This window comes from Corynebacterium sp. HMSC22B11, assembly GCF_001815965.1.
Classification (GTDB): domain Bacteria; phylum Actinomycetota; class Actinomycetes; order Mycobacteriales; family Mycobacteriaceae; genus Corynebacterium.
In genome coordinates this window covers 1-24,515 of the sequence record NZ_KV823489.1, presented here as the reverse complement: position 1 = coordinate 24,515, position 24,515 = coordinate 1, and the positions used below count along the sequence as shown (strand labels likewise).

Sequence of the window (24,515 nt, the reverse complement as noted above, 5' to 3'; positions counted from 1 at the left end):
GCGGGGCTTTAAGCATCACAGTGCTTAAAGCCCCGCCTGAGCTTTCCGTGAAATCGTCAACCCCCCAGCGCGGATGACCTAGTTCTTGCCGCCTGGGCGATTTTCCGCCAGCGACTTCCGAGCCTCGCGCAGCCACTCCGGCTGGTTCTCCAGCAGCTCCTTGATCTCAGCGGTGGTCAGCGGCTTATCCAGATCATTCTTGCGCAGCGCAGTGATCGTAATGCCCAGCTTCCGCGCCACCTCCGGGCGTGGGTGGGGACCCTCGAGGCGTAGCTGCTGCAGCCACTCTGGTGGGTTCTGCTGCAGCTCCACGAATTCCTCGTGGGCCAGCGGGGTGTTCTGGAAATCCTCCGGGGCGGCCGGGAGGTAGATTCCCAACTTCTTCGCCGCCGTCATTGGCTTCATCTTTGGCCCCTTGGAGACCTTCTTATCTGTCATTGCCACTCCTGAAGGCTCAGCCATTGTGTGCCGAGCTGATAATTCTCTCGTCCGCGCGCCGCCAGTAGCGGCGCTGCGCATACTCAACTTTTCCGTCACCCATTCTAGAGCCAAGTGCCCGTTAACCCCGCCTCCCGGCAACCTGGCCTGACATTCCTTAAGTACCCCAGGGACCTCGCGATAGGATGGCCCCATGGCTCAGCTCGCCCCGCGCTACCTCCGCGTCGTCTTCAGCCCCGGCATCAACCCGGACAAGTGGTTCGCTCGCTTCGACGACCGCGTCCCCGGATGGCGAAGCGCTGGCGCTGCCGCGGACGACCCGCTGACATACATCAACAACGGAGAAGCGGACGTTGCGATCGTCCGTCTCGGTCAAGGTGGCGTACAGAAGGAAAAATTCCACACTGTGACCCTCTATGAGGAACAAATGGGTGTGGCCGCCCCCAAAGAGCACCCGATCGAGGTGATGGACCGGGTCAAGTGGGCCGAACTCTCCGACGAGATGTTCATGTACACCACACCCGCCGACGGCATCGACGACCTGCTCAAACTCCGCGAAATGCTGGGCGTTGTCGCAGCCAACGTCGGAATCGCCGTCGCACCCCGCCCCCTCCTGCGGGCCCTAAGAACCAGGGGAGTGGTCAACCGCGAGCTCCTGCTCCCCGCACCGCGAGACGAAGATCCGGACGCAGGCGCAGTCGATAGCGCGGCGGTAAGCGGTGAGGAGAAGGGCACCGCGCCCGGTCCAGAGCTGCCCGGCACGACCGTCGTCGCCGTCGTTTGGCTGAAAGAGCGGGATGCCGAGGAAATACAGGAATTCGTCGGCATCTGCCGCGGCCGAAAGGCCGGAAGCAGCCGCGGGGAACTCAGCGGCGCGGAACAGAAACGAGCCGCTCGCACACCAAAAAACGCGACGTCGTCGACAACGACCCCACGCCGAGCCCGCGGGCGCGCAGGGGCGCGCAAGAAAAGCGGCAAGAAAAATTGGAAAGGCCGCCGGCACTAAGGCAGAATCTGTGCCATGACGACCGTGGATAAGAACACTCCAGAGACGACGGGCGGATCCGAGCCGAAGATCCAGGACGTCGAAAGCCCGAAGCGCGCAGAAGACAGCATCATCATCCGCAACCTCCGCGAAGAGGATTACCCGGAAGTTCGCGCCATCCTGCAAGAAGGCATGAACACCGGCGAAGCTACCTTCGAGGCCGAAGCCCCCGAATGGGAGGACTTCCGGGCAGCGCGCCTGCTGGAACTGACCTTCGTTGCTGAAGACGAAGCCACCGGCAAGATCCTCGGCTGGATCGCGGCCTCCCCAGCCAGCCAGCGCGAAGTCTTCCACGGCGTGATCGAAGACTCGATCTACATGTCCAGCGACGCCAAGGGGCGCGGCGTAGGCGGCAAGCTGCTCGACACCCTCATCGCCGAGGCCACCAAGGCCGGCCGCTGGTCCATCCACTCCCACATCTTCCCGGAGAATGAAGGCTCCGTGCGCCTGCACGTCTCCCGCGGCTTCGAACTCGTCGGGACGTTCCACTCCATGGCGAAGATGAGCTACGGGCCCAAGAAGGACGCCTGGCGCGATAACCAGGTCTACGAGCTTGTCCTCGAAGAAGGCCCCGCCCGCAACGGCGAATAATCCCCCGCGCCCAGCTGAGACGCCTCGCTAGGATAGCGTCTCGCTGAGCCGCTGGGGCCGAATGAAGACCAGCACCAACCCCGCCACCAGCATCGCCGGCGCCAACCACCCCAACACCGGCACCAGCGCATCGTTATACGCGCCCACCACAGCATCCCGCACCGGATCCGGCAGCTCGTGCACCGCATGCGGCGTCAAACTGTGCTGACCGCCATGGGCGAACTTCTCCGCATACGGCGCCGCCGCAGGCCCCATCGTAGCCAGCGCCTCCGGCAACCGCTGCGACATAAACTCGCCGGCACGGTGGCTGAACAAGCTGCCCACCACCGCGGCACCCACCGAACCGCCGATCTGGCGGAAGAAATTATTCGCCGCCGTCGCGGTACCCACAATCTTGATGGGGAAGGTGTTCTGCACCACCAGCGTCAGGATCGGCACCGTCAGACCCAGCCCCACGCCAAACACCGCGAGGCACAGCCCGAGATACTTCATCGAGGAATCCGGGGTCAGCCGCCCCACCATCACCAACGCGACCGTCGCGATCCCCAGGCCCACAACGGGAAAGTACTTGTACTTGCCTGTGCTCGAGATATAACGCCCCGACGCCGTCGAGGAGATCAGCATCCCTGCCATCATCGGGATCATCATGAGCCCCGCAGCCGTGGGGGACAGGCCGTGAATCATCTGGATATACGTCGGCAGATAAGCCATCGCACCGAACATCGCCACGCCAACGATGATGCTGGAGATCGTGGTCAGCGCGAAGTTGCGCACCCCAAAGAGCTTCGTCGGCAGCACCGGGTTCGCCACCCGCGGCTCAACCACCAGGAACAATGCGGTGGCCACGATGGTGCTGCCCAGCAGCCCCAGGATGACCGGATCGGTCCAGCCGTAATCGCGGCCACCCCACGTCAGCGCCAGGATCAGCGTGCTCGTTGCGGCAGCCAACAACACCGAGCCGAACCAGTCGAAAGGTGCGCGCTGCCCGCGCCGCGGCAACTTCAGCGCGAACGCCGAGAGCGTGAACGCGATGATCGCCAGCGGCACGTTGAACCACAGCGCCCACCGCCAGCCTGGGCCGTCGGTAAAGAATCCACCCAGCAGAGGACCGAGCACACTCGATAGGCCAAAGACCGCGCCCATCAACCCCATGTACTTGCCGCGCTCGCGGGCCGGGACAACGTCGGCGATGATCGCCTGCGAGAGCACCATCAGGCCACCACCACCCACGCCTTGCACCGCGCGGGCGAGGATCATCATCCCCATGGACTGCGCATTCGCGCCGATCACCGAGCCGAGCAGGAAGACCGCAATCGCGAACAGATACAGCGGCTTACGTCCCAGCTGATCGCCGAGCTTGCCGTAGATCGGCATGCCAATGGTCATCGTCACCAAGAATGCGGTGATGACCCAGCTCATCTTGTCCGCCCCGCCCAGCTCGCCAACCAGCGTCGGCAGTGCCGTGGCGAAGATCATCTGCCCCAGCGAGGACATGAGCATGCCGATCATCAGCGAGGCGAAAACCAGCGGGACGTTATTTTGTTTGCGGTAGTCCTTTCCGGGGGCGGTGGACGCGGTATCTGTCATCTTTTCTTCCTGCTGTTGGGTTCGTTGTTGTGATGTTTAAGTCGGTTGGGGAGGGGACGACGTCCCCGCCTGCAAGCTCGGTCACTCAAAGCTCAGCCGGTCGAAACCAGCATGGAGCGTGCCGAGGGCGCGGGTAGCGGCGGTGAAGGCCTCGGCGTCGGCGATGCCGCTATCGGAACTGTGCGCCAGGGTGAACGCGGACCACACCGTGGAGGTCACCATGTTGACCAGCAGATGCGCTTCTTGTTCGAGCGGTAGATCCCGCAAGCTTCGATTGGCGGGGTGCTCGGTCAGGTTGGCGATAATGGCCTTCTTGAGGCGCTCCTTAGCCTCATGGAGCGAACGATGGCGGTCGTAGAGCAGCTCGGGGGATGTGCGAAGAAGCACGGCACGGCGCCGGGCGATCTCTCGGGAGAGCGCTGGGTCGATCGAACTGGCATGCCGCCGCTTCTGGACCTCAATATGCGCCCTGCCGACGAGCTCCACCACCTGCGCCGGGAAGGGGAGGTCCTTCTCGGCGGACAATTCAGTGATCTCCGCGAGTAGGGCCGGGGTGACGACGCTGGCTGACGGGCCGCTCAGCAGCTGGGCCTTGGATTCGAAGTAGTTGAAGAAGCTGCGGCGGCTAATGTCCGCGCCTTCGCAAATCTGCTCCACGGTCACTTGATCCACGCCGTGCTCGAGGAAGAGGCGGGTGGCCACGTCCTCGATGGTGAGCGTGGTGTGGAGCCGGTTTCGTTCACGCCTTCCGGTCGGCGGGCCGCTGTGCTCGGGCCTAGGTTCGGGAGCTGGGTGCTGTGTCACCCAAAAAAGATTACGCTCAGTGCACTATTGCACGCAATGCAAAAATATGTGAGATGGCCGATACTTCGGGCCGTAGGGCGGGTACAAAAAACCGGCCGGGCCACGGGGATCCGTGGCTCGGCCGGCGGACGCGGCGCGTGAGCTGGCCTAATGCCAGTTCAGCGCGGCGGGTGCTTCTTAGAAGCGGTCGCGGTCGGTGTTGGCCATCGCCAGCACGTCGAGGCGCTTGTCCAGCTCCTCTTCGGAGAGCTTCTCCGGGACGAAGCCCAGGTCGATGACGGTCTGGCGGATGGTCTTGCCCTCAGCCAGTGCGGTCTTTGCGACCTTAGCTGCGTTCTCGTAACCGATCGCGGAGTTCAGCGGGGTCACGATGGACGGGGACTTCTCGGCCTCCAGCTTCATGTGCTCCTCGTTGGCCTCCAGGCCGTCGACGAGACGCTCGGCGAAGACGGTGGCGGCGTTCGCCAGCAGCTTGATGGACTCGAGCACGTTGCGAGCCATCATCGGGATGAAGACGTTCAGCTCAAACTGGCCCTGGGTGCCACCGAAAGCGATCGCGGCGTCGTTGCCGATGACCTGCGCGGAGACCTGGGTTGCGGTCTCACACAGAACAGGGTTGACCTTGCCCGGCATGATGGAGGAGCCCGGCTGCAGGTCCGGCAGGTGCAGCTCGCCCAGGCCGGTCAGCGGGCCGGAGCCCATCAGGCGGATGTCGTTGGCCATCTTGTAGAAGGAGACGGCGACGCTGCGCAGCGCGCCGGACATCTCGACCAGACCGTCGCGGTTAGCCTGAGCCTCGAAGTGGTCCTCGGCCTCCTTCAGGACGTCCAGGCCGGTGAGGTTCTTGAGCTCCTCGGTGACCTTCGCGCCGAAGTCAGCCGGGGTGTTCAGGCCGGTGCCGGTTGCGGTGCCGCCGATCGGCAGCTCGCCGACGCGCGGCAGGGTAGCCTTCACGCGCTCGATGCCGAGCTCGATCTGGCGGGCGTAGCCACCGAACTCCTGGCCCAGGGTGACCGGAACCGCGTCCATCAGGTGGGTGCGGCCGGACTTCACGACGTTCTTGTACTCCTTGGCCTTGTTCAGCAGGGAAGCCTCAAGCTTCTCCAGGGCCGGGATGAGGTCCTTGACGGCGGCCTCGGTGGTAGCCACGTGGGTCGCGGTCGGGAAGGTGTCGTTGGAGGACTGGCCCATGTTGACGTCGTCGTTCGGGTGGACCTCGACGCCCGCCTGCTTAGCCAGGGATGCGATGACCTCGTTGGTGTTCATGTTCGAGGAGGTGCCGGAGCCGGTCTGGAAGACGTCGATCGGGAACTCGGCGTCGAACTCGTTATCGGCGATGCGCAGGGCAGCGTCGACGATGGCCTGGCCCTTCTCCTCCGGGAGCAGGCCGCGCTCGATGTTGACCTTGGCGCAAGCAGCCTTCAGCAGGCCCATCGCGCGGATCTGTGCGCTCTCCAGCGGGCGGCCGGAGATTGGGAAGTTTTCCACTGCGCGCTGGGTCTGGGCGCGCCACAGGGCCTTCGCCGGGACCTTAACCTCGCCCATCGTGTCGTGTTCGATGCGGAACTCTTGATCGGTCATAATCGCTTCCTTCTGTTCTGAAGAATTAATAGTTCGGATTATCGCGCGCCCCAGCTGGGGCGGGGAGCTTCGGGCGCTCCCCATGCCACACAACATTCTACCGAGCTTTGCGACACGCGGGTCGCGGGGCAGTCTCCATGCGCGTGAGGAGCGCGTGATGTTCGCTTTAGATGTAGTCGAGCACCGAGTACTCCTGCAGCTTGCCCAGCTGGTGCTGGGACTCCAGGAAGCGGATCGTGCCGGACTTCGAGCGCATGACCAGGGAACGGGTCACCGCGGAGCGGTTGCGGTAAGACACGCCGCGCAGCATGTCGCCGTCGGTCACGCCGGTGGCGACGAAGTAGCAGTGCTCGGAGTTCACCAGGTCGTCGGTGGTGAGGATCTTGGACAGGTCGTGGCCGGCATCGATAGCCTTCTCACGCTCAGCGTCGTCCTTGGGCCACAGCTGCCCCAGGATCTCACCACCCATGCACTTCATGGCGGCGGCGGTGATGACACCCTCCGGGGTGCCACCGATACCCATCATGATGTCCACCGAGTTGGTGGAGGAGTCCTGGGCGGCAGCGACCGCGCCGGCGACGTCGCCGTCACCGATCAGGCGCACCTTCGCGCCGGCTTCGCGGATCTCACGGATCAGGTCGTGGTGGCGCGGGCGGTCCAGAACCACGACGGTGACCTCCTCAGGGGCGATGCCCTTGGCCTTCGCGACGACCTGGATGTTGTGGGAAGCCGGCGCGTCCAGCTCGATCAGACCCTTAGCCTCCGGGCCGACGGCGATCTTCTTCATGTAGAACACCGCGGATGGGTCGTACATGCTGCCGCGCTCCGCCGCCGCGATAACGGAGATCGCGTTCGGGCGACCCTCTGCCATCAGGGTGGTGCCGTCCACCGGGTCGACGGCGATGTCCACCGCCGGGCCCTTGCCCGTGCCGACGGACTCGCCGTTGAACAGCATCGGTGCTTCGTCCTTCTCACCCTCACCGATGACGACGACGCCGTCCATTGCGACGGAGTTGATCATCATGCGCATCGCGTCCACAGCGGCGCCGTCGCCGGACTCCTTCTGGCCGCGACCGACCCACTTTCCGGACGCGAGCGCGGCAGCCTCAGTCACGCGCACGAGCTCCATGGCGAGGTTGCGATCGGGGGCCTGCTTGGTCGACTGCGGGGTGGCGCTGGAATTATCGGCGGACATGGTGTTAAACCAACTCTTTCACTCGATTGGGTCGTGCGGGCTGAGCGTGCTGTTCGACTCCGCCACGTTTTTGTAGTTCCGGCAGAGTGCAGCCCTGTACGGCCCTCATTTTATATCTCTCCGCGCACAGAGGTCGGCAGCGACGTGGGGACTGCCCTAACTCGGGCAGCGCCCGTGATTGCGAGTGCGGGTGGGAATTACCAATTCCGCCTGCTTTTGGGATAATGACCGGCGTGCGTATCGAAAAGCCCCGTCTGTTTCAGTCCACGAAGGACATCCTGCTGACCCTCGGTGTCCTCCTCCTCGTGACGTTCTTCACGGTGGGCTTTACCGGCCTGTGTTCCTTCAACCCGGGTGGGCCGGACAAGTCCGGCCCGGTCCGTGAGGTGGATGCCCACTCCTTCCTCACCCTGGAGGCACGGGGCATGAACTTCCCGCTGCGGGAGCCCAAGATGCCAGAGGGCTGGGTGCCGAACTCCGCCCGCCGGTCCCAGGTCGGGGCAGAGCCTGCGCCGCTGGTGGGCTGGGTCATCGACGGGGAGCGGTACATCTCGCTGCGCCAGACGTCTGCGGACTTTAAGACCGCAACCCAGCCGGATCAGCACTTCCGCGAGGCGGCGGGGACCGAGGAAGCTGGCGGACTGACCTGGCACGTCTACAAGGGGGAGGACGCCCGCCCTATCTGGGTCGCCGACGCGGGTGAGACGCGCTTGATTTTGGAGGGGATGGCCAGCCACGAGGACATGGCAACCGCCGCGGAGATCACGGCGAAGACCGAGCCGCTGGAGGTCTCGGCTGAATCCCAGTCCACCGGGGGAGCACCCGCAAGCAGCGGTGCGGCAGACTCCGGAGTTGCTGGTGGTGCAGCCGGTGACGCCCGGTAGGTATTAAGAGCTGCTCGGCGCGCCGGTCTGTTGACCGGCGTCGTCCTGCCCCGAAGAGCCCTGGCCTGCATTCCCCTGAGGCGAGCCGCCCTGGCCTGCGTTTTCCCGCGCGGCCAGGGCTTTTTCGATGCGTGTGCTTGCCCCATCCAGGTACTTCTCGCAGTACGCTGCTAGCTCCTCGCCTCGCTCCCAGTAATTCAGCGACTCGTCGAGGCTCATCTGGCCGAGCTCGAGGATGCGAACGACCTCTACCAGCTCGTCGCGGGCCTGCTCATAATTTAGTTCCTCGATTGGGCGAAACTTCTGCTGTTCACTCATGGCTGCTCCTTCACTGATCCTTAAAACTATTCTTCTTCGGTGTTTGTCGGTGTGTTAGCTCGCGTCGTATCTGAAGCTTCTGAGCCGGGGGCTCGCTCCACCGCCATCGCTGCGGCGGTCACGGAACCATCCGCCACTCGGATGCGCAACTGTGAGCCGGGGGCGACATCCGCCACCGTGGTGACCACGGCAGGGCCCGACCCATCCCGGGGGATGACCTGCATGATGGAGTAGCCGCGGGCCAGAGTCTGGGATGGCCCCAACGCGTTGACCTGGGCGCGCAGCGAGGTGATGCGGGAACGCATGTCGCGAACGAGCAGTCCGAGCGCGCGGTCCTTTCGGCCCACTGCCTCCTCGATGATCTCCCGTTGCCTGCGCAGGGGGATCAGCGGGTCAGCCAGCACTGGCCGGGAGCGGACCCCCTCAAGCTGTCGGCGCTCCGAACGCACCCAACTGCGCAGGGCACCCACGGCCCGTTGGCGCAGTTCCGCGATCGCCTGCTGCTCGCCGAGCACATCTGGCACCACCTTTTTCGCTGCGTCGGTGGGGGTTGCGGCCCGCACATCGGCGACCAGATCGAGCACGGGATTATCCGGCTCGTGCCCGATCGCCGAGACCACCGGGGTGCGCATTCTTGCCACCGCGCGAACCAGCGCCTCCTCGGAAAATGGCAGCAGGTCCTCCACCGAGCCACCGCCACGGGCGACGATGATGACGTCCACGTCCTCGTCGGCCTCGAGTCGCTCCAAAGCAGCGACCACCTCGGGCACCGTATTCGGCCCCTGTACCGCGGTGTTGAACACCTCGAAGCGCACGGCCGGCCACCGCTGCTGGGCGACACTCAGCACGTCCCGCTCCGCGGCAGAACCCCGCCCGGTGATCAGGCCGATCTTCTTCGGCAGGAACGGGGGAGCGGTCTTCAGCCGGGGATCGAAGAGCCCCTCGGCGCTCAGTGCCCGCTTTAACTGCTCGATACGAGCCAGTAGCTCGCCCACGCCAACCTGACGCACCTGGGTCACCCACAGCGAGAAGGAACCCCGGCCCGCGTAGAAGGCAGGCTTGCCGTAGACCACCACCCGGTCGCCATCATGCAACGGGGTCGGCAGGTTCTGCAGGGTGCGGGTGTTCATGGTCAGCGGAATGGAGAGGTCCTTTTCCACATCACGCAGGGTGATGTAGGACAGCTTCCACGTCGGCTTCATGTTGACCTGCGTGATCTGGCCCTCCACCCACAAGAAGCCGAGGCGCTCGATCCACCCCTTGATCTTCTGGTTGACCATGGACACGGGCCACGGCTGCTCCGGTGAGTTCGCGTTCATGCGAGTCATTGTAGAGATCGCTGCAGACAAGCCCGGGAAGCCTCGCAGACAACGCACACCTACTCGGCCCCGAACAAGGTGTCAGGTTCGCCCCAACGGCCGCGGCGGAACCGCAGAAAAGCCCATGATTTGGCAGCTGGGCTAAGGTGGGGGCATGACTTTGCCTGGTACCACTGACACCCGACAAAACGACGACACCACCGCGGCCACCCCATCGGGCACCGCGGGGAAGAAGAAGGTTTACCTCGCTGCACCGCGCGGCTACTGCGCCGGCGTGGATCGTGCCGTTGAGACCGTAGAAAAGGCGCTCGAAAAGCATGGCGAGCCGCTCTACGTCCGCAAGGAGATCGTGCACAACAAGCACGTCGTCAAGACCTTCGAGGAACGCGGCGTGATCTTCGTCGATGAAGCCGACGAGGTGCCCCGCGGCTCCAACGTCGTCTTCTCCGCCCACGGTGTGTCCCCAGCCGTCCGCGACCAGGCCCGCCAGCTGGAGCTGAAAACCTTCGACGCGACCTGCCCGCTGGTCACCAAGGTGCACCACGAGGTCACCCGCTTCGCGAAGCAGGGCTACCAGATCATCCTCATCGGCCACCACGGCCACGAGGAGGTCGAAGGCACCGCGGGCGAGGCGCCGGACGTCGTCCACCTCGTCGAGGACCAGGAGGACGTCGACAAGCTCGAGTTCGCGGATGACGAGAAGCTCGTCTGGCTCTCCCAGACCACCCTCTCCGTCGACGAGACGATGCGCACTGTGAAGATGCTGCGGGAAAAGTTCCCGCACATCCAGGATCCGCCGTCCGATGACATCTGCTACGCCACGCAGAACCGCCAGGTCGCTGTGAAGGCCATCGCGCCGAAGGTCGACCTGATGATCGTGGTTGGCTCCCAGAACTCCTCCAACTCGGTGCGCCTCGTCGAGGTCGCGCTGCAGAACGGGGCGAAGGACGCCCACCTCGTCGACTACGCCAACCAGGTCAAGCCGGAGTGGTTCGAGGGCGTTGAGAACGTCGGCGTGACCTCGGGCGCCTCCGTGCCGGAGATCCTCGTCCGCGGTGTTCTCGAGCTGCTCGCCGAGCGTGGCTATGCCGAGGTTGAGGAGGTCACCACCGCCACGGAGGACCTGATCTTCTCCCTGCCGCGCGAGCTGCGCCCGTCCCGCACCGCCGGCCGGAAGGCTTAGTCACCGAACGTTGAGGCTGGGGAGGGGAGAGATCCCACCCCGGCGTGATGTGAAAACCCGCCACGACCATGGTCGTGGCGGGTTGTGCTTTTTGAGAGGCGCAAGCCGAAAGCTAGATCAGCTGGCTTGCCCTGCGCGGAGCTAGTACTCGCGGTCCTCAGTGGACTCCCGCCCGGCGCCGGTGTGTCGGCTTCGTGGCAGGGGGCTGCGGCGGCTGCCGTACTCCGACCGCCCAGAGCGCGATACGCCCTCGGTGGGGGAGGAGTAGCCAGTCGAGTACCGGGATGAGGACTCGGAAGAGGGGTAGCGCTGCGCCGAGCGTTCATCAGCCCGGCCCGGGACACCGCGGCGGCGCTCCGAGGAGGCCCGCAGATCCTCACGACTATAACTGCGAGCTCCCTCCGTACGGCGCTGCTGGAATCGCGCCGGGTCGAAGGGGACGTTCTTCCCGCTGGTAGCCGAACGCCGGTGCGCGGCACGAGAACGAGCGCGCTGGGAAAGCTCCTCGTTGGAACGGTTGGCGTCGGACTGACGGCGACGGCGCTGCGTGGCCCTGGCCCGCGCACGGTCGACGCTCTCCCGGTACAGCCACCACCGCACCGCAGCGAGCAGCACGCAGATCAGCATCGTGACAGCGAGCCACAGGTAATGCTGGACGATCGGGTAGGCCGACGTCGCCAACTTCGCCTTGGCCGAACCACCGGAGGGGGCTGCGATACGGGCCACGATGAACGTCCCCACGACAAACCAGAGGGGGAACGAGGCCACCGTCAAGAACAGGCCACGCGGCTCCACGAACAGGGTGCAGACCACCATGGCGGCAGCGAAGAGCACAAAATACCCCGTCGGCAGCGTGGTGCTGCCCCAGCCGATGACAAGCCCAGTCAGCAACACCGCGGTCATCACCAGCAGGGGCGACCAGACGGGGAAGCGGGAACTTGCGTTATGCGGGGAGGTATCAGACACGGCCATTGATGTTACTTATCGCCCTTGCGCAGCGGGTTGAGCAGGTTGCTGAAGGTCAGCTTTTCCTTGGTGACCTTCATCGCGCCCCGCTGGCCCGCCAGCCACTGCTCCGCCTTGCGCTGGGACTGCGCACCGGACAGAGATCCCGCGGTGGTGGCGAACTCGATATCCTCCATGGATTTCTCGCCCGTCGCGAGATCCGTCAGGTCGCCCATGTAGCGCAGGACGACGGCGATCATCGCAGCTGCCGGAACCGCCAGGAACGCGCCGATGATGCCGAAGAGCGTGCCACCCAGCGTCACTGCCAGCAGCACGATCACCGGGTGGAGGTTCATCGCCTTGGCCTGCAGCCACGGCGAGAGCACGTTGCCCTCCAGCTGCTGGACAGCCAGCACCAGGATCAGGGTGAAGATCGCAGTCTTGAAGCCAACACCCACCAGGGCGATCAGGACCGAGAGGACACCGGCGACGGTGGCACCGACGATCGGAATGAAGCCCGCGAAGAAGGTCAGCACCGCCAGCGGACCCGCCAGCGGAACGCCCATCAGGAAGAGGCCACCGCCGATGAACACGGCGTCGATCAAGGAGACCAGTGCCTGGGTGCGGATGAACCCGCCGAGAGTCTGCCAGCAACGAGTCAGCGCCTCGGTGAGGTGCCAACCGACGCGGCGACCCGTGATGCGGCGGATCATCGGCAAGAATTTCTCGCCGTCCTTGAGGAAGAAGAAGGTCAGCACCAGCATGATGAACAGCGTCATCAGGGCAGACAGGGTGGCGGACGCGCCCGCGGCGACCTCAGAGGCGATGCGTCCAGACTGGTTCTGCAGCCAGTTCGTCGCCTGATTCAAGGCATCGTTGAACTGGCTCTCCTGGAGATTGACCGGCGGGCCCTGCAGCCAGCGCTGAATCGTGCGGATACCGGCATTGGCCTGGGTGGCGAGTTCTCGGGACTGATCCACGGCAGGTGGGATGATCAGCGCGAACAGGCCGGCGATCACCACGAAGAAGCCGATGATCGTCGTGGCCACCGCGAGCGCGTTCGGGAAGCGTAGCTTCTCACGCAGCACGCGGACGACCGGCCACAGCACGGTACAGACGATCAGCGCCAGCAGAACCGGCAGGATGCCCACCCACAGTTTGCCGAAGGCCTTGGAGGCCACGTAGGCGGCCAGTGCGATGATCAGCAGGCGCAGGCACCAGCCCGCGAACCAGCGCACGGAGGTGCCCAGCACCTCGGCACGATCCCGCACTTCGGGGTTGAGGTCCTCGGCCTCGTCGAGGCTGGTGTACTTATCCAACGAGCCGTCGTGGAGGTGGGGGTGCTTCTTATGAAATTCGCGAGACTTTTCGCTCAGCTTCTCGGCGAGCTTATTCTTGCCGCCGGAGTGCTCCTTGTCATCGCTCTCGTTATCCGACATGCCCTCCGGGATAGCGGGGGCAGCTCCGTCGACATTGACGCCCTGAGCGTCGCTGTCCTCGTTCTGTGTGGACGTGGTGTCCGAGCTGCGACGGCTGCGACCCTGCTCTTCGGGCAGGGGCAGTGTGGATTCGTGATCAGCGCGCCGGGATCCGGCGAGGAAGTCGGCGAAGTCGCGCTCGCTGTCGTGGTCGGGGGTGTGCTTGCCCTCGCCACGGCCACTATTGCGCGGGTCTTTGGATGAATTCATGTGTCCATCATGCCTGAAAAGCGCATCAAAACAATGTTTAACCCCACCGCAAATCACTGATTTGTCGGTGGGGTTAGCTTTAACGTGGGAGCGGTGCTAGGAGACCCGAACGGCGGCAAGCGCCTCGTCGTGGGTGCCTGGAGCGGTCCCCAACTCGCCGGACTCCTCATCGCTGCTGTTGGTCAGCATGCTGACAGATGCGACGAGGCCACCCCAGATAACGAGGATGAAAAGCACCATCATGATCAGCGCGATTGCGGTCATGTTAGTTGTCTCCCTTCTTGGTGGGGTTGGACTCAGCAGCGGCCGCAGCTGGACTCTGTGCCGCGGCGGCCAGGGTATTTGGCTCGTTGTTCTTACGGCCGAAGCTTGGCACTCCGTAGTCCGAGCCCGGGACTCCATCGAGGTGGATGCCCTGGCGGAAGGGGACGATCGTCATCACGATCGCAGCGATCGCGATGATGGCTAGCACCAGCCAGCCGTAGGTGGTGATCTGGCCGGTGGCGTAGCCCTCGTAAGGCTCCTTGATCAGCCCGATGATCTCCGAAACCATCGTGTACAGCAGCACGATTGGGGTCAGGACGAAAGCGAAGAACTGCCAGACCGGACCAACCTTCACGGAGGACACGGCGTTGAGATGCTGAGTCATCTCCACACGGCGCTTGAACACCCAGGCGGTGAGGATCAGGGCCAGCGAGGCGCAGAAGATGATGCCGATGTTGTTCGTCCACTTATCCATGATGTCCAGGGCGACCAGGCCGGTGGTCGCGGAGAACAGCAGAGTGGAAATGGTTCCCATGATCGCGCCGATGATGATCGCGGCGGTCTTGCGCTCCAGGTTGAATTTGTCCTTCACAGCGGAGACCACGACCTCCATCAGGGAAATCAGAGAGGTCAGGCCGGCGATGAACAGCGAGACGAAGAACAGGATGCCGAAGGCCTCACCGAAAGGCATTTCATTGATGATCGTCGGGAAGGCAACAAAGGCCAGGCCGATTCCGCCGCTGACAACCTCAGAGACGTTGGTCTGCGTCTGGTGAGCCATGAAGCCCAGGGCCGCGAAGACGCCGATACCGGCCAGCAGCTCGAAGGAGGAGTTTGCGAAGGCAGTCACCATACCGGTGTTCGTCAGGTTGGTGCGTGGCTTCAGGTAAGACGCGTAGGTCGTCATGATTCCGAAGCCGATGGACAGGGAGAAGAAGATCTGACCATAGGCCGCGATCCACACGCCCGAGTCCGTCAGTGCGCCCCAGTCCGGGGTGAAGAAGGCATTCAGGCCATCGAGTGCGCCGTCGAGGAACAGTGCGCGAACGACCATGAGAAGGAACAGGACGATCAGCAGGGGCACGAAGATGGTGGTGAGCTTACCGATACCCTTGTTGACATCTGCCGCCAGCACGATGGTGGTGATCACCCACACTGCGACCATAATCAGCAGAATGGGGATAACGAACTTACCCGAGTGGGTGGACTCGGCGTCCAGGTGCAGGAAGTCGTTGAAGAAGTAGGACTCGGTGTCCGTGCCCCAGCTCAGCGAGAGCGACTTCCATGCGTAGAGGCCTGACCAGCCGATGATGGCGGCGTAGTAGATGGTGATGAAGAAAGCCACGCCCACCTGCAGCCAGCCGATCGGCTCCGCGCGGCGGTCCATGCGCCGGTAAGCCAGCGGTGCCGAGGCGCGGAAACGGTGGCCGATGCTGAAGAAGAACCACAGCAGCGGGACACCCGCCGTCAGCAGGGCGATCAGGTAGGGGATGAGGAAGGCGCCGCCGCCGGAATCGTAGGCGACGTAGGGGAAACGCCAAATATTGCCCAGGCCCACGGCCGAGCCAATCGCCGCCATGAGGAATACCAGGCGGGTGTTGAAGGTCTCGCGGGTCTGAGGGCGCGAGTCGTCGGTGAATGCTCCGGGTGAGGTTGTGGAGCCACCGGGCGTTGTGGAGCTCATGATGTGGTGCGTCCTATCGAAAAGATAGTAGCGGGAGGCCACCGGCGGGTCCGGTGATCTACCTCACGCTCTTGAAAAGGGAATATTAGCAACACACAGCGAATTCCAAGTGATTTTTGACGTACTTTCTCGATCAACATTGGGTAGGGTGGCGCGTTTGAACCAAGGGGAGTACTTCAGGCAAGCTAGAAGACACTATTCGATCGCATCTGTAAGGACTTGTTGAGTGTCTCTCACCCTTGGAATTGTTGGCCTGCCGAACGTCGGCAAGTCCACCCTTTTTAACGCGCTGACCCGCAATGACGTACTGGCGGCGAACTACCCCTTCGCCACGATCGAGCCGAACGAGGGGCTGGTGGAGCTGCCGGACTCGCGTCTGGATCGCCTGGCGGAGATCTACGGCTCTGAGCGCATCCTCCCGGCCACCGTCACCTTCGTAGACATCGCCGGCATCGTGAAGGGCGCATCCGAGGGCGAGGGCATGGGTAACGCCTTCCTGGCCAACATCCGCGAGGCCGACGCGATCTGCCAGGTGGTGCGCGCCTTTACCGACGACAACGTCATCCACGTTGACGGTCGCGTCGACCCTGCCAGCGACATCTCGGTCATCAACACCGAGCTGATCCTCGCCGACCTGCAGACCCTGGAGAAGGCCCTGCCGCGCCTGGAGAAGGAAGCGCGCAAGGACAAGGACGTCGCCGACACCGTCGAGGAGGTCAAGAAGGCCCAGGCTGTCTTGGAGGACGACCGCACGCTCTTCGCCGCATCGAAGACCGGCGAGGTTGACCTGGATCTGCTCCGCGAGCTGCACCTGATGACCGCCAAGCCTTTCCTCTACGTGTTCAACTCCGACGAGGATGTCCTCACGGATGACGCGAAGAAGGACGAGCTGCGCAAGCTGGTCGCCCCGGCCGAGGCCGTCTTCCTGGACGCCCAGAGTGAGACCGACCTGCTGGAGCTGGACGAGGAGGACGCCGCGGAGCTGCTCGCCGCTGTCGGCCAGAACGAGCCGGGCCTGCAGACCCTGGCCAAGGCTGGCTTTGAGACCCTCGGCCTGCAGACCTACCTGACCGCCGGCCCGAAGGAGGCCCGCGCGTGGACGATCCACCAGGGCGATACCGCACCGAAGGCCGCTGGCGTGATCCACTCCGATTTCGAGCGCGGTTTCATTAAGGCTGAGATCGTCAGCTTCGAGGATCTCGACGCGCTGGGCTCCATGGCTGAGGCCCGCGCGGCAGGCAAGGTCCGTCAGGAGGGTAAGGAGTACGTCATGGTCGACGGCGACGTCGTCGAGTTCAAGTTCAATGTAACTTAAGGCGCGCCAGTGTTAGTCGTATGACAACACGTGCTGCCATTTACCTTCGCATCTCGCTCGATGCTGCAATGGACGGTCTTGCCATCGAGCGTCAGCGCGAAGACTGTGAAGCCATTGCAAAGCAGCGTGGCTGGATGGTCGTGTACACCTATGTGGATTAGTCGATCTCGGCCTCTAAGAAAGACGTGGAACGTCCCGATTACGACGCGATGGTGGCTAGTCTTCAGTGAGGCGAGCTAGACGCGATTATCTGCTGGGACTTGGATCGTCTAACGCGGCAGCCCGCGCAGCTCGAAGGGTGGATCGACAGAGCGGAACAGCACGGGTTGAAGCTTTTTACCGCGAATGGTGATGCGGACCTCAGTACTGACGGAGGCCGGATGTTCGCGCGCATCAAGGCGGCCGTAGCACGCGGTGAAGTCGAGCGTAAAGGGGCTAGGCAGTCACGCGCCCAACAGCAGCGTGGAGAGCGAGGGCAGACACCGTCCTCGCCGGCTACGGCGCAACGCAGGCGATGCCAGGCCCGCTGTTCACGTTCGCGTCCTTCCTCGGTGCCAGACACCACGCGCAGGTGCGGCCCTGGCTGGAGCGAATGCCGCGGTGGTCGGCATTCTCGGTGCAGCGCTGTACACCCCGGTGTTCACCGCCGGGGTTTCCGGCGTGATCACTCTGTCCATCACCGTGGTCTGCTACGCCGCGCCCACCTCGTGGAAGGTCCCGCCCTGGGCGGTCGTCATCGGCGCGGCCCTGGTCGGCTGGATTGTGCTGTGAACTTCGCTCTCGTCCGGTGCTCGGCGCTGAAGCGCGCCAAGGGAGGGAACCGGGACTAGAGCGTCACGTTGGCCAGCACCGCACCGGTGGGTTGCGCCGCGCCGGCGGCGACTTCCTCGGTGACGAGGGCTGAAGCAGTTCCACCGGGCAGCGGCATCCACACGTCGTCGTGGGGTTCTTGGCCGATGACTCCAGCCGATTCCATGGCGCCGTCATCCATGACTGCCCACACTTGTGCCCCCATGCCGTCGTCGAGAGCTGGCTGGCCGTTGACCATGGCGCCGCCCTTGCCCATGTCAGAGCTGATCACGATGTCGAGGCTCGCGCCCATCGCGTCGGCCTGACCTTGACGGGCGTCGTCGGCCTCCATGACTGCGTGCATTTCGTCGACGCCCTGGGCTGTCACGGATTCGCGTGACTCGTCGACAGTGAATTGGGTGACCGCGAACCCGCCACCGGCGATGAGCACAACGGCGGCTGCTGCGGCGGTTGCGAGACGTCGCCCGGAGCGGTTCTTCCGCGCGGTGTCGAAGTCAGCGACCTGGTCGGTGGCGTCGATACGCTCCATGATTGAGCGTTTGAGCTCCGGTGGCGGGGTGACCGGCGTGGCCGCGGAATTGAAGAGGTCCTCGATATCTTTATCCATCACAGGCCTCCTTTCAACGACACGGCCTTGCGAAGCTTTTGCAACCCGTCGCGTACCCGGGTGTTGGCTGTTCCGAGAGCGACGCCAGTGGCATCGGCGATTTCTTGGTGGGTGAGTTCCCCAAAATACGCGAGCATGAGCGCACTTCGATGGGGCTCTCCGATTGAATCAATGAGTTCTTGTAGCTCCTCAGACTCTAGTTGCTGTTGAGCTTCGTCCTCAGCGGCAGCGACCCACGTGGTCAGTTGACTGTTGAAATCGTCGGTGTCGCGGGCTTGGGAGCTGCGCCAGCTCCGCAGCCGATCGATGGCGCGCGATTTGGCGAGCCGCAGTACCCATGACTTGGCGCTGCCGCGGTGTGGGTCGAAGGTGTGGGCGCTCTGCCATACCTCCACGAAGACTTCTTGGGTGACCTCTTCTGCTTGGGCCCGGTCACGCAAGATGTGGGTGGTCAGACCTAGAACCTGTGGGGCCGGAACGTCGTAAAGCTCGGCGAAGGCGACTTTATCGCCCGCGCGCACGCTTTCTAAGAGACGGTCCGGATCCACGGATTCTAAATCTAACACCTGGGTGATGTGTTACTTGGATTCTTCCATCATTTTGTCTTCGCTCATCATGGCATCGGAGGACGGTGCCATGGAGTCGCTCATCATCGCCTCGGAAGACGGGGCCATGGAGCCGTCCATCTTGTCCTCCATCTTCTCCCCGGAGTCGTTGCATGCAACGAGGCCGACGGCGGCGATGACGATGGCGCTGACGCCGGCGATTGCGCGGTTGATAGACATTTTGTCTCCTTCACTTTGTCGGTTCGCAGGCGCAGTATTTCTGGCCCGTCACTGAGTACTACGGAGCCGGGGGCTGATGCGGATTGGACCAATCCGGTGCGGGTGCTCACTCCGTAGTGCTGGGTGTAGGAAAGGCAACCGGAAAGTAGAGGAAACTCATGATCAGCGTGATTCTTGTCGGATTCATCGGAGGTCTGATCACGGCATTGTCGCCGTGCATTTTGCCGGTGTTGCTGGTGGTGCTGGGTGTCAGCGTCGGGCGTAAACCGTCGCACGTGGTGACAGGTTTGGTCGTGAGCTTCGCCGCGATCGCGCTGCTGGGTACGATTCTGCTTAGTGCGCTGCATTTGCCACAGTCAGTATTGCGCTGGGCGGGAGTGGTGTTGCTGGCATGGGTGGGGCTGGGAATGATTTTCCCGCCGGTGGGGGAGGTGTTGCAGAAGCCCTTTGACGCGCTTCCGCGCCCCACGGCATTGCAGGAGAAAACGCGCGGCAAGGGAGGTTTTCTCATCGGTCTGGCCCTTGGCGCGGTGTACGTTCCGTGCGCGGGCCCGGTGCTTGCAGCGGTGACGGTGGCGGGCCCGACTGGGCATATCGGCTGGAACACGGTGGTGCTCACTGTTGCGTTCGCGATTGGGCCCGCGCTGCCGCTGTTAGTGTTCGCCCTGGCGAGCAACAAGATCGGTGACAAGGTAGACGCGGTGCGGCGCCACCGTAAGGCCATCGGCGTGCTCATCCTGGTCTTCACTGCGGCGTTTGCTCTCGACGCGCCGGCGGCGATCCAGCGTGCGCTGCCGAATTGGACGTCGTCGCTGTCGAACCGTTTTGAGAATTCGGACTTGGCCAATGACGCTCTCAACAAGGTCGGACCAACTGGGAGCGGTTCACTGCAGTCGTGCCGCCGCGCCGACCCCGCGCAGCTGCAGGATTGTGGCCCGGCACCGGAATTCGCGGGGCTGACGAACTGGATCAACGCCGACCAGCCGCCGAGCCCGCAGGACGGTGGTGTCATGCTCGTTGATTTCTGGGCGTACGCCTGCATCAACTGTCAGCGTGCGGGGGAGCACATCACGAAGCTTTACGACACTTATCGAGATTCCGGCCTCACCGTCGTCGGCGTCCATTCCCCTGAGTACGCTTTCGAGCACGACCTGGGCAATGTCCGCAACGCCGTAGAAAAGGAAGGTATCCACTACCCGGTGGCGCAGGACATTACTGGATACTCACCACAGCGTTACTAAATCCGTGGTCCTAACAGCTATCGCGTCCCCATTCGTGGCCATGTCTCAGTCGTTTAGCAAGCAGGCGAATACGCTCTGGTACGAGATTTTCGATGTCGTCAAAGACAACTCGCTGGTGGACTACTCGGGGCCGACTCCTGCGGATAACGTGATGGAACGGCTACTTCAGGCACGCTCATAGTTATTGGCGTAGTGCGGGTACGGTGTGGGCGTAGATGACGACCACTGCAATCAAGGCGATACAGACGGCGAAGGGTGCCAGCGGGTTCCACCCGTAAAGGGCGGTCGAAGCCAGCGGGGCAATCGCGTACGCCAACCCATTATTAGCGTTGATGATGCCAGCCACTGCGCCTTGCTCATCTGCACTCATCTTCAAGGTTGGGCCAGTGTTGTACCCGGGCATCGCCAGTCCCATACCTACCCCCAGCACGATACACCCGACAACCAGTAAAGCGTGCGAGGAGGTAGGCCAAATGAGCACAGTTGCAACTAGTGTAATGGCCAGACCAGTACGTAAAAGCTTCGCTGCTCCCCACCCTGTCTTTGGAGCAATCACCGCTTGGGCAATGATCATGGTCACGCCCATGATGGTCAGGTAAATCGCGGAAATACCTGCGGTCGCAGTTGCCGACAGGGCGAAGCGGTCTTGGACAGTGAATCCAAAAATCGTAGCAACAGAAGAAAACACAAGAAACATCACCAGACCAGTTGCTAGCCAGGGAGCTACACGCGGATCAGTGAAGCGAATCCGTTGAGGCTTTGCAAAAAGTTGCCCTCGGCTTTGAGGTGCGAAACTCACCAAGAGAACAACCAGACCAATCACCATCACAACGGGCATGACCACCAAGGGCAAGAGCAGGCCACCAGCAGCGGCTAACACACCTCCAGTAACACCTCCAACAATGGAGGCCATCCCTTGAGCCGCTCCAATCATGCCCAGTGCTTTTACCCGCCCGTTCTCGCTGGCAGCATGCGTGACCAGGTGGGCTTGCGCGGTCGGGGCGATCGCTGAAATCCCTCCACCATAGAGCAAACCACGAGTGATCACAACACCAAAAACTAGTCCGACACCGCCAACTACCTGGTTCATCCCCAGGTAGGAGACAATACCGAAGGCGCTCAAAGCGATGATCGCGATCACAAGCCCAGCAGCGAGTACACGTTTAGCGCCGACACGTTGGGAAGCTCGCCCCCAATAAGCACTCAAGCTCGCTAGTACAATCGCTGCCAAAGAGATAGTGGCGCCAATATGCCATTCCCGCAATCCCATCTGTCGTGACAGTGGCGCGATGATCGGATTGAGAATCATTTGCCCCATAAAGGCGAGAAAAACGATTCCCACTACCAGGTTCGCTTGCGCTGCTGGATCAATAGAGCTCTGTGTCGGCTTATTACTACGAGGGTCGGGCATCACTACACTCCATTACTAGAACACTGTTTCACTTAGGGATATTGTAGAATGGTGTTCTAGTAAGGGTCAAGGAATAAGTTAGGGTCACCTTATGAACACTGTGCTAACGGGGCGAAGGGCTGGGCTATCACGCGAGCTGATTGTCAAACAAGCTGTACAGTTAAGCGCGATCAGTGGCGTTGAGGGATGGTCAGTACGGGACATTGCCCGTGAACTGGGCGTGGTTCCCTCAGTGATTTATCATTATTTTCCAAACAAGGAAGCCATTTGTGATGCTGTTGTAGACCGGGTATGTGTCGGGATTGAAGTTCCCGCCCCGGACCTTGAATGGAAAGCCTGGTTTCGAGCTATGGCTCACAATCTACGCCCCGCATTGTTAGCATATCCGGGGATTACCGACAGGTTCGCGCGGGGCAAGTTCACCGAACAGTTTTTGCCGATGATCGATGGAGCCTGGGCCAAACTACAAGAAGCTGGGTTTGGTGACAATTCGCCTGTGGCCTACACAATTATCGCGAACTCGATCATCCACACGATCGGAGCGAGAAACCTGCGCGCATCCAATCAAATCCAGCCTCGCCACAACCTGCACGAAATGCTTGTCAGGCTTGAGCCTATGATGGCTCAATCTGTTGGACTGACCAGTATTGTCAACTCTTACCTGGAGCCTCTCTCACACCCTGATGAAGAAGAAGCGATGTCCGAGGAATACTACGACCTCGTCATCGATGTGATCCTAGACGGCATCGAACACACCCTGCTGCCTTAACTCTGACCCACTTCTCAATCATCGTCTTAGTGAACGCCCGCACAGCTGTGTACTTCAACACAGCGGATGTAGCCCAGTTGATAAGCCGGGTCAGTTCACGTTCACACCCGCGTTCTCATGGTCACAGAGACGGTTAAATAGTTCTTCCTGATACGGATTATTCATGGTGTGCCCTTCATCCAGGTATGGGTAAAGGGGGCCAAGGCACACACCCTGACCCCCTTCGCTGTCTGCTACGGGCTAGCGTCTACTCGGTAGCACCCGCCGTGGTCGGCTCCACCACATCATGTTCAGCCGTCGCCAGCGCCTCCGGGCGGATCACGGAACCGCCGTACATCTGGAGGCCCGTAATCGCACGGGTGAAACGGAACGGCAGCATGGACGATTCCTCCACCTCCGTGATCTGGTAGCCGAACGGGGTAGCCATCGGGTGGCCCGCAATGACCACCTCACGGCCCGCCACCGTCGGCACCGTCGGCGCGGAAATGATGCGGAACCCGAGCAGGCGACCAATCTCACCGTTCAAGAGATTGCTGTTGTTCACTGCCTTGTCCAGGCGCTCGTCGTGCAGCAGCGCCGCTTCCATCCATCTCGGGGCCAACCATCACGAAACGGTCAGTCTTCGGAACGTGGGTAGCGTTCAACTTCTTACGCAACTTCACTAGCACGGAGAAAGAATCCTTGGAATCAATATCCAACGGAAGCTTGCCCACCTGGTTCTGCTTACGAACGCCGTCCTTCATGAGTTTGCCGATGTAGGTATCTACCTGCTCGGCCATGCCCTCCGCAGCCTCTTGCACGGCCTCCGGCTTCACATCCAGGCCGGACTGGACGGAAGATACCAGCGGAATCTTGAAGTTGAAGTAGTCGCCCTGGTCGGTCTTGAACTTACGCTCTCCGAACTCGACATCTTCAACAATCATGTCTTCGGACTCGTCGTGCTTACGGATGGTGGGACGGCCAAGGTTGGAGACAACAACCTCGTCACCCTTGCCCTTGATTTCACCTTCGAAGTCGCGGTTCGTCACGCCTTCCTGCGCGAATGCCCAGGTCTCCTTGAGCGGCTGCATGAGCGCGGACGCGACAACGGGGCCAATTACCGGATCCCAGTTCTTGTGGGACTGTGGAGTTGCCATAGTGTGTTCCTCCTAGTGGAAACTGTTAGCGGCTGATACGGCCTTCCTCCACTGCCTTGTTGATTTCCTCAAACTTGCCCTGTGCGTACAGGCGGTTGAGGTCATCGGCGGTGAGGATTCGGCCATCGTTGTTGTTCGTGGGGCTGGGGTTCCGCTGGTGCGGGGTGCTACCCCACCCGCCTTGAACTGTGGGAATGAGTTGAGCGTGTTGGTGACGAGTTCGCCAGCCTTACTGTCCCACTCGTCGCTGCCCCACTTCGGGAGATCACCTACACCACGGAGATACGGCACAAGCATGTCGGGGTCTGCCCCGTTTTCCTTCGCCAGCTTGCGTAGGGTGTTGTCCTCGCGCATTCGGTCGAGTTCGGCCTGGAGCTTGTCACGCTCGGCTTCTCGTGCCTGCGCTGCCTGCCTGGCCTGCTTGATTTGTTCCTCCGGGTCTTCGTCGGACGGTTCAAAACCGAGTACCTGCGCGAGTTTCTTCAACGTCGCTGCCTGTTCTTCCGCCTGCTTCGCCTTCACTCGGCGGTCGCCGTTCTCGTTCTTCAACTTGCGGTTTTCCGCTTCGTATCGGGCGAGCTGCTTACGTAGCGCGTCAAGGTCTACGGCTTCGTCCGCCTCGTTGGCCTGCGCCTCGCCTAGGTGTTCACCGGCTTGGGTGTAGTTGCCCTGCTCGGTGTCGTGCTGGGCTTGCTGCGCCTTGTCAGCGGCCTGCTGTGCGAGGTCTGCGGGGGTGGTGTTTTCATCCGACATGTGGTTTGTCTCCTCCGTGGGGTGTTGGGTGTGTTCCACGCCTTGGTGGTAACGGAGGTGAGTATGAGACATATTGGTTGGCGGTCAGTTTTATTGAGTGGTTACCCAGTCCCCAGCTTCAACAAAAGGAGAGTGTCCGATTGTTTGTGTGCGGGGTTTTGG

Annotated in this window: 27 protein-coding genes and 2 pseudogenes; 11 read left to right on the top strand and 18 right to left on the bottom strand. The window is 62.3% G+C overall.

Going from position 1 to position 24,515, the window contains the following annotated elements; all coding sequences use genetic code 11:
* Positions 1-78 precede the first annotated feature (78 nt).
* Positions 79-438 carry a DUF5997 family protein gene (locus tag HMPREF3088_RS04380; protein ID WP_070758606.1) on the bottom strand — a complete coding sequence of 120 codons (360 nt, stop codon included), beginning with the start codon at positions 436-438 and terminating at the stop codon, positions 79-81.
* A 193-nt stretch (positions 439-631) separates the two neighbouring features.
* Between HMPREF3088_RS04380 and HMPREF3088_RS04375 the strand changes: the two genes are divergently transcribed.
* Positions 632-1,444: a LysR family transcriptional regulator substrate-binding protein gene (locus HMPREF3088_RS04375; RefSeq protein ID WP_070758605.1), complete on the top strand. Its 813-nt coding sequence runs from the start codon at positions 632-634 to the stop codon at positions 1,442-1,444.
* Positions 1,445-1,459: 15 nt separating this feature from the next.
* Complete coding sequence (locus tag HMPREF3088_RS04370; RefSeq protein WP_070758604.1) at positions 1,460-2,074, top strand: GNAT family N-acetyltransferase; 615 nt, start codon at positions 1,460-1,462, stop codon at positions 2,072-2,074.
* A 27-nt stretch (positions 2,075-2,101) separates the two neighbouring features.
* Here HMPREF3088_RS04370 and HMPREF3088_RS04365 read toward each other — a convergent pair whose 3' ends face one another.
* The 4 genes from HMPREF3088_RS04365 to glpX form a co-directional block, all read right to left on the bottom strand.
* Complete coding sequence (locus tag HMPREF3088_RS04365; protein WP_070758603.1) at positions 2,102-3,661, bottom strand: MDR family MFS transporter; 1,560 nt, start codon at positions 3,659-3,661, stop codon at positions 2,102-2,104.
* An 81-nt stretch (positions 3,662-3,742) separates the two neighbouring features.
* Positions 3,743-4,465, bottom strand: a complete 723-nt coding sequence (locus HMPREF3088_RS04360; RefSeq protein WP_070758602.1) for a TetR/AcrR family transcriptional regulator — start codon at positions 4,463-4,465, stop codon at positions 3,743-3,745.
* A gap of 177 nt (positions 4,466-4,642) precedes the next feature.
* Positions 4,643-6,046, bottom strand: a complete 1,404-nt coding sequence (locus tag HMPREF3088_RS04355) for a class II fumarate hydratase (protein ID WP_070758601.1) — start codon at positions 6,044-6,046, stop codon at positions 4,643-4,645.
* A gap of 166 nt (positions 6,047-6,212) precedes the next feature.
* A complete protein-coding gene (glpX, locus tag HMPREF3088_RS04350) occupies positions 6,213-7,241 on the bottom strand; it encodes a class II fructose-bisphosphatase (RefSeq protein ID WP_070758600.1) in 1,029 nt (342 codons plus the stop codon).
* A 224-nt stretch (positions 7,242-7,465) separates the two neighbouring features.
* On the opposite strand from glpX, the gene HMPREF3088_RS04345 reads away from it, so the two are divergent.
* Positions 7,466-8,125: a DUF4245 domain-containing protein gene (locus tag HMPREF3088_RS04345; RefSeq protein ID WP_210401485.1), complete on the top strand. Its 660-nt coding sequence runs from the start codon at positions 7,466-7,468 to the stop codon at positions 8,123-8,125.
* 3 nt (positions 8,126-8,128) lie between these two features.
* Here HMPREF3088_RS04345 and HMPREF3088_RS04340 read toward each other — a convergent pair whose 3' ends face one another.
* Together HMPREF3088_RS04340 and xseA are read right to left on the bottom strand one after the other, a co-directional pair.
* Entirely contained in the window at positions 8,129-8,443 is a 315-nt protein-coding gene (locus HMPREF3088_RS04340; RefSeq protein ID WP_070758599.1) for an exodeoxyribonuclease VII small subunit, read from the bottom strand.
* Between the two features lie 26 nt (positions 8,444-8,469).
* Positions 8,470-9,762 carry an exodeoxyribonuclease VII large subunit gene (xseA, locus tag HMPREF3088_RS04335; protein WP_210401484.1) on the bottom strand — a complete coding sequence of 431 codons (1,293 nt, stop codon included), beginning with the start codon at positions 9,760-9,762 and terminating at the stop codon, positions 8,470-8,472.
* A gap of 154 nt (positions 9,763-9,916) precedes the next feature.
* Here xseA and HMPREF3088_RS04330 point away from each other — a divergent pair, with 154 nt between their 5' ends.
* Positions 9,917-10,945, top strand: coding sequence for a 4-hydroxy-3-methylbut-2-enyl diphosphate reductase (locus HMPREF3088_RS04330; protein WP_070758597.1), 1,029 nt, complete (start codon positions 9,917-9,919; stop codon positions 10,943-10,945).
* 141 nt (positions 10,946-11,086) lie between these two features.
* Here the strand turns inward: HMPREF3088_RS04330 and HMPREF3088_RS04325 are convergent, their stop codons facing one another.
* The 4 genes from HMPREF3088_RS04325 to HMPREF3088_RS04310 all read right to left on the bottom strand — a co-directional run bounded on the left by HMPREF3088_RS04325 (position 11,087) and on the right by HMPREF3088_RS04310 (position 15,526).
* Positions 11,087-11,917: a DUF6542 domain-containing protein gene (locus HMPREF3088_RS04325; protein WP_070758596.1), complete on the bottom strand. Its 831-nt coding sequence runs from the start codon at positions 11,915-11,917 to the stop codon at positions 11,087-11,089.
* A gap of 5 nt (positions 11,918-11,922) precedes the next feature.
* The gene (locus HMPREF3088_RS04320) at positions 11,923-13,578 is read right to left on the bottom strand and encodes an AI-2E family transporter (protein WP_070758595.1); all 1,656 of its coding nucleotides are present in this window, start codon (positions 13,576-13,578) and stop codon (positions 11,923-11,925) included.
* A gap of 96 nt (positions 13,579-13,674) precedes the next feature.
* Positions 13,675-13,842: a methionine/alanine import NSS transporter subunit MetS gene (metS, locus tag HMPREF3088_RS04315; protein WP_070758594.1), complete on the bottom strand. Its 168-nt coding sequence runs from the start codon at positions 13,840-13,842 to the stop codon at positions 13,675-13,677.
* Between the two features lies 1 nt (position 13,843).
* Positions 13,844-15,526 carry a sodium-dependent transporter gene (locus tag HMPREF3088_RS04310; RefSeq protein WP_070758663.1) on the bottom strand — a complete coding sequence of 561 codons (1,683 nt, stop codon included), beginning with the start codon at positions 15,524-15,526 and terminating at the stop codon, positions 13,844-13,846.
* Between the two features lie 226 nt (positions 15,527-15,752).
* On the opposite strand from HMPREF3088_RS04310, the gene ychF reads away from it, so the two are divergent.
* From ychF to HMPREF3088_RS10695, 4 genes and pseudogenes are all read left to right on the top strand, one after another.
* Positions 15,753-16,841, top strand: coding sequence for a redox-regulated ATPase YchF (ychF, locus tag HMPREF3088_RS04305; protein WP_070758593.1), 1,089 nt, complete (start codon positions 15,753-15,755; stop codon positions 16,839-16,841).
* Positions 16,842-16,861: 20 nt separating this feature from the next.
* Positions 16,862-17,002, top strand: coding sequence for a recombinase family protein (locus HMPREF3088_RS10865; RefSeq protein ID WP_257000612.1), 141 nt, complete (start codon positions 16,862-16,864; stop codon positions 17,000-17,002).
* Between the two features lie 99 nt (positions 17,003-17,101).
* A pseudogene (locus tag HMPREF3088_RS10860) lies at positions 17,102-17,260 on the top strand (recombinase family protein); the annotation flags it as partial.
* A gap of 181 nt (positions 17,261-17,441) precedes the next feature.
* The gene (locus HMPREF3088_RS10695) at positions 17,442-17,612 is read left to right on the top strand and encodes a hypothetical protein (RefSeq protein ID WP_218079174.1); all 171 of its coding nucleotides are present in this window, start codon (positions 17,442-17,444) and stop codon (positions 17,610-17,612) included.
* A 55-nt stretch (positions 17,613-17,667) separates the two neighbouring features.
* Here HMPREF3088_RS10695 and HMPREF3088_RS04300 read toward each other — a convergent pair whose 3' ends face one another.
* The 3 genes from HMPREF3088_RS04300 to HMPREF3088_RS04290 are packed head-to-tail and all read right to left on the bottom strand — an operon-like array spanning position 17,668 to position 19,043.
* Positions 17,668-18,258: an anti-sigma factor gene (locus tag HMPREF3088_RS04300; RefSeq protein WP_070758592.1), complete on the bottom strand. Its 591-nt coding sequence runs from the start codon at positions 18,256-18,258 to the stop codon at positions 17,668-17,670.
* The gene (locus HMPREF3088_RS04295; RefSeq protein WP_070758662.1) at positions 18,258-18,806 is read right to left on the bottom strand and encodes a sigma-70 family RNA polymerase sigma factor; all 549 of its coding nucleotides are present in this window, start codon (positions 18,804-18,806) and stop codon (positions 18,258-18,260) included. Before HMPREF3088_RS04295 ends, HMPREF3088_RS04300 begins: the two co-directional genes overlap by 1 nt.
* Before the next feature lie 30 nt (positions 18,807-18,836).
* Entirely contained in the window at positions 18,837-19,043 is a 207-nt protein-coding gene (locus tag HMPREF3088_RS04290) for a hypothetical protein (protein WP_070758591.1), read from the bottom strand.
* 158 nt (positions 19,044-19,201) lie between these two features.
* Here HMPREF3088_RS04290 and HMPREF3088_RS04285 point away from each other — a divergent pair, with 158 nt between their 5' ends.
* The gene (locus HMPREF3088_RS04285; RefSeq protein WP_070758590.1) at positions 19,202-20,284 is read left to right on the top strand and encodes a cytochrome c biogenesis protein/redoxin; all 1,083 of its coding nucleotides are present in this window, start codon (positions 19,202-19,204) and stop codon (positions 20,282-20,284) included.
* Positions 20,285-20,300: 16 nt separating this feature from the next.
* Positions 20,301-20,465 (top strand): annotated as a pseudogene (locus HMPREF3088_RS10855) (terminase); the annotation flags it as partial.
* On the opposite strand, the gene HMPREF3088_RS04280 reads toward HMPREF3088_RS10855, so the two are convergent.
* Entirely contained in the window at positions 20,466-21,695 is a 1,230-nt protein-coding gene (locus tag HMPREF3088_RS04280) for an MFS transporter (protein ID WP_070758589.1), read from the bottom strand.
* A gap of 91 nt (positions 21,696-21,786) precedes the next feature.
* On the opposite strand from HMPREF3088_RS04280, the gene HMPREF3088_RS10545 reads away from it, so the two are divergent.
* Positions 21,787-22,464, top strand: coding sequence for a TetR/AcrR family transcriptional regulator (locus HMPREF3088_RS10545; protein WP_070758588.1), 678 nt, complete (start codon positions 21,787-21,789; stop codon positions 22,462-22,464).
* A 247-nt stretch (positions 22,465-22,711) separates the two neighbouring features.
* On the opposite strand, the gene HMPREF3088_RS04270 is transcribed toward HMPREF3088_RS10545, so the two are convergent.
* The 3 genes from HMPREF3088_RS04270 to HMPREF3088_RS04260 are packed head-to-tail and all read right to left on the bottom strand — an operon-like array spanning position 22,712 to position 24,353.
* Complete coding sequence (locus HMPREF3088_RS04270) at positions 22,712-23,008, bottom strand: hypothetical protein (protein WP_141759428.1); 297 nt, start codon at positions 23,006-23,008, stop codon at positions 22,712-22,714.
* Positions 22,980-23,600, bottom strand: coding sequence for a hypothetical protein (locus tag HMPREF3088_RS04265; RefSeq protein WP_070758586.1), 621 nt, complete (start codon positions 23,598-23,600; stop codon positions 22,980-22,982). Before HMPREF3088_RS04265 ends, HMPREF3088_RS04270 begins: the two co-directional genes overlap by 29 nt.
* 12 nt (positions 23,601-23,612) lie before the next feature.
* Entirely contained in the window at positions 23,613-24,353 is a 741-nt protein-coding gene (locus HMPREF3088_RS04260) for a hypothetical protein (protein ID WP_070758585.1), read from the bottom strand.
* Positions 24,354-24,515 lie beyond the last annotated feature (162 nt).

Coding starts and splice junctions, on each gene's coding strand:
- HMPREF3088_RS04365 (WP_070758603.1), bottom strand. CDS start 3,661: ATGACAGATACCGCGTCCACCGCCCCCGGAAAGGACTACCGCAAACAA.
- HMPREF3088_RS04370 (WP_070758604.1), top strand. CDS start 1,460: ATGACGACCGTGGATAAGAACACTCCAGAGACGACGGGCGGATCCGAG.
- HMPREF3088_RS04280 (WP_070758589.1), bottom strand. CDS start 21,695: ATGCCCGACCCTCGTAGTAATAAGCCGACACAGAGCTCTATTGATCCA.
- HMPREF3088_RS04290 (WP_070758591.1), bottom strand. CDS start 19,043: ATGTCTATCAACCGCGCAATCGCCGGCGTCAGCGCCATCGTCATCGCC.
- HMPREF3088_RS04380 (WP_070758606.1), bottom strand. CDS start 438: ATGACAGATAAGAAGGTCTCCAAGGGGCCAAAGATGAAGCCAATGACG.
- xseA (WP_210401484.1), bottom strand. CDS start 9,762: ATGAACGCGAACTCACCGGAGCAGCCGTGGCCCGTGTCCATGGTCAAC.
- HMPREF3088_RS10865 (WP_257000612.1), top strand. CDS start 16,862: ATGACAACACGTGCTGCCATTTACCTTCGCATCTCGCTCGATGCTGCA.
- HMPREF3088_RS04260 (WP_070758585.1), bottom strand. CDS start 24,353: ATGTCGGATGAAAACACCACCCCCGCAGACCTCGCACAGCAGGCCGCT.
- glpX (WP_070758600.1), bottom strand. CDS start 7,241: ATGTCCGCCGATAATTCCAGCGCCACCCCGCAGTCGACCAAGCAGGCC.
- HMPREF3088_RS04265 (WP_070758586.1), bottom strand. CDS start 23,600: ATGGCAACTCCACAGTCCCACAAGAACTGGGATCCGGTAATTGGCCCC.
- HMPREF3088_RS04340 (WP_070758599.1), bottom strand. CDS start 8,443: ATGAGTGAACAGCAGAAGTTTCGCCCAATCGAGGAACTAAATTATGAG.
- HMPREF3088_RS04320 (WP_070758595.1), bottom strand. CDS start 13,578: ATGAATTCATCCAAAGACCCGCGCAATAGTGGCCGTGGCGAGGGCAAG.
- HMPREF3088_RS04325 (WP_070758596.1), bottom strand. CDS start 11,917: ATGGCCGTGTCTGATACCTCCCCGCATAACGCAAGTTCCCGCTTCCCC.
- metS (WP_070758594.1), bottom strand. CDS start 13,842: ATGACCGCAATCGCGCTGATCATGATGGTGCTTTTCATCCTCGTTATC.
- HMPREF3088_RS04330 (WP_070758597.1), top strand. CDS start 9,917: ATGACTTTGCCTGGTACCACTGACACCCGACAAAACGACGACACCACC.
- HMPREF3088_RS04300 (WP_070758592.1), bottom strand. CDS start 18,258: ATGGATAAAGATATCGAGGACCTCTTCAATTCCGCGGCCACGCCGGTC.
- HMPREF3088_RS04355 (WP_070758601.1), bottom strand. CDS start 6,046: ATGACCGATCAAGAGTTCCGCATCGAACACGACACGATGGGCGAGGTT.
- HMPREF3088_RS10545 (WP_070758588.1), top strand. CDS start 21,787: ATGAACACTGTGCTAACGGGGCGAAGGGCTGGGCTATCACGCGAGCTG.
- HMPREF3088_RS04375 (WP_070758605.1), top strand. CDS start 632: ATGGCTCAGCTCGCCCCGCGCTACCTCCGCGTCGTCTTCAGCCCCGGC.
- HMPREF3088_RS04285 (WP_070758590.1), top strand. CDS start 19,202: ATGATCAGCGTGATTCTTGTCGGATTCATCGGAGGTCTGATCACGGCA.
- HMPREF3088_RS04310 (WP_070758663.1), bottom strand. CDS start 15,526: ATGAGCTCCACAACGCCCGGTGGCTCCACAACCTCACCCGGAGCATTC.
- HMPREF3088_RS04345 (WP_210401485.1), top strand. CDS start 7,466: ATGACCGGCGTGCGTATCGAAAAGCCCCGTCTGTTTCAGTCCACGAAG.